The organism is Proteus mirabilis ATCC 29906 (assembly GCF_000160755.1).
In the GTDB taxonomy this organism is placed as follows: domain Bacteria; phylum Pseudomonadota; class Gammaproteobacteria; order Enterobacterales; family Enterobacteriaceae; genus Proteus; species Proteus mirabilis.
The window spans coordinates 1-2,171 of sequence record NZ_GG668586.1 but is presented as its reverse complement, the minus strand read 5'-3'; the positions used below and the strand labels follow the sequence as shown (position 1 = coordinate 2,171).

The window sequence follows — 2,171 nt, the reverse complement described above, 5'->3', positions numbered from 1 at the left end:
CGCCACTCTTGCGTGCCCGGAATAAAGGAGACACTATTCGACAGTTGTGTGCCTTCGCCCCCGCTATTGTCCGCCAATGGCTGTACACCATGATGGCTGACGCTGATCACTTGCCAGCGATCATTCATCGGCTGATGGGGATGCTGAGATAAGGTGAAAATTTTGCCGGGCATCAGTGCAAAACAGTTTGTTGTCGCTTGCCCCACTTTGCTGCCGTTACGTAATTGCTCAAAGCGCACCTGTGTCAGAGGTCGACCTTCATCGTCTAATTGAAAACGACCATAACTTTCAAACACACTGTGCTGTCCTCCCTGCTCAATTGTTTTCATGAGACAGCGGATAAGAAGGACGCACAAAGTTGTTGTCTTTATGGATAGTTTCATCCACACACAAATATTCGCCATATTGCCAAGTCATGGCAGTGCTATCGCTGATATCGGTGTCGGCCTGCGGGTTATAGGTGAGGTGAATACCCGCCGTCATCCCNTATGTTCATCGCTGTAAAACAGTTGTTCTTCTTCAAACCAGAAGTTAATGCCCTCTTCAAACGCCAGTCGACACCAAAAATCAAATGCCGATTCGCGTTTTTGGGTGGTGTAGAGACGTTCAGGGTGTAGATCTTCACGGTAGAATTGGCAATCCGCTTTAACATGGGCCTCATCCAATAAGGTTTTTAAGATGGTCGGCACCGATTGATGTTGAAAAATACGGCTGTCTTGATTGAGGGTCATCACCCACATTTCAGGGCGAATATCGAAGTGATACCACGTTTTCACTCCGTCGGTATTGCCTTGTACTGCCCCAGCTAAGATACCGTTGACTTTGCGGATCAACACCCCATCGCGTTTGACCGTTAATGATGAGGCTAAGCCAAGATGGCGCTGGAAATCGATAAAGGGTAAGGCACTGACCGCACTGATGGACAGTGAAAATAGCGAGGATAATCCTTCGGTAAGATTAAATTCGGTGACTTGAAAGGTGTCGTCAGGCAATCCACCAATGGTGCAAGTGAACACCAAACCACTTTCGAGGCTGTCCATGCCTAATGCATCAAGTAACGCCCCATGGGCCGCTTGGAGTGCTTGGTTTTCAGCGAATGTTTGTCCACCGGTAAAACCGCCACCGTGGATCAGGGGATGAGCCGTCACGCGATTGGCCGATGCGCTGGCTGATTGCGTGAGCGAGGCCGCTGCTGAGGCCATCCCGGCGACCTTTTGCGTGGGTGTCGATAGCGTTTCGTTCACTTTGGATTGCACCCTATTTTTTACTTGATTGATGGCTTCATCTTTTAAAACGGATGCCGGGTCAATGGGCGTTGATTTCGGATCTTTGCTAAGCATAATCTGCCTCCATGCAAAAATGGATAAAGAAAAGGGAACAATACAAAATAAGGACGAGCCCCCAAGGACTCGTCATAACGGTATTACGCTTCGAGAGGCGCACGCCAGTCATCCGCACCAGACGTTCCAGCAACAGTGTGCTCCCAGTCAATTTTGCGGTAAGAGAGGGAGACTTCGATAAGTTGCGTGAAGTCGGCTTTAGCCGGATCTTGGCAATGAGGCATTTGGCAATCGATGTTCACGATCGTCGCGTCAGTCAGTGTGGTGGTAAAGAAGTGCTCTTGTTTACCTTCAACAGACGTGCGATACCATTTTAACTCAACTTTTGGCAACATTTCGCCGGAAGCCAGTGCGTTATACAGCAGAGGAACGGCTTTGTTTAATGCCACGGTAAAACGAAACGGTTTATGCGCACGTTGGCCAGAAGGTTGGCCTGATTGCGGATCAGTCGGAACCGTCACTACGTGAGAAAATTCTTGTACCAACATTTGGTCTTCATGACCTTGTACATAAATGTTGCCGACAGAATCTGCAGTAAACGCGCCTGCAGTGATGTTGCCCTGAGTTTTTCCTTCAATGGAAATATAGCAAGGAGTTGGCATAACAATATCCTTTTATCAAAAACGACAAATTAAATTAAATGATTGTCTTAAAAACAATCCGTTAGTCATGTCTGTCATCTTAGCCAGTGCGCACGGTAAGACTTCGGTAAAGGATAATAAAATCTTATCAATATGCTGTAAACAGCCCGTTTTTTTTGTATCTCTCTAGGATAAGTCACTTAGCGTAAACTGGTTGAAATATCGCTATATCATGCTGTAAAAACAGTCA

Annotated in this window: 1 protein-coding gene and 1 pseudogene; both read right to left on the bottom strand. The window is 47.1% G+C overall.

Annotation, left to right across the window (positions count from 1 at the left end; genetic code table 11):
* Positions 1–1,340: pseudogene (tssI, locus tag HMPREF0693_RS17530) on the bottom strand (type VI secretion system tip protein TssI/VgrG); the annotation flags it as partial.
* Positions 1,341–1,423: 83 nt separating this feature from the next.
* Positions 1,424–1,942 (bottom strand): Hcp family type VI secretion system effector, encoded by a 519-nt coding sequence (locus HMPREF0693_RS17525; RefSeq protein WP_004246976.1) that lies wholly within the window; start codon positions 1,940–1,942, stop codon positions 1,424–1,426.
* Between the last annotated feature and the right edge of the window lie 229 nt (positions 1,943–2,171).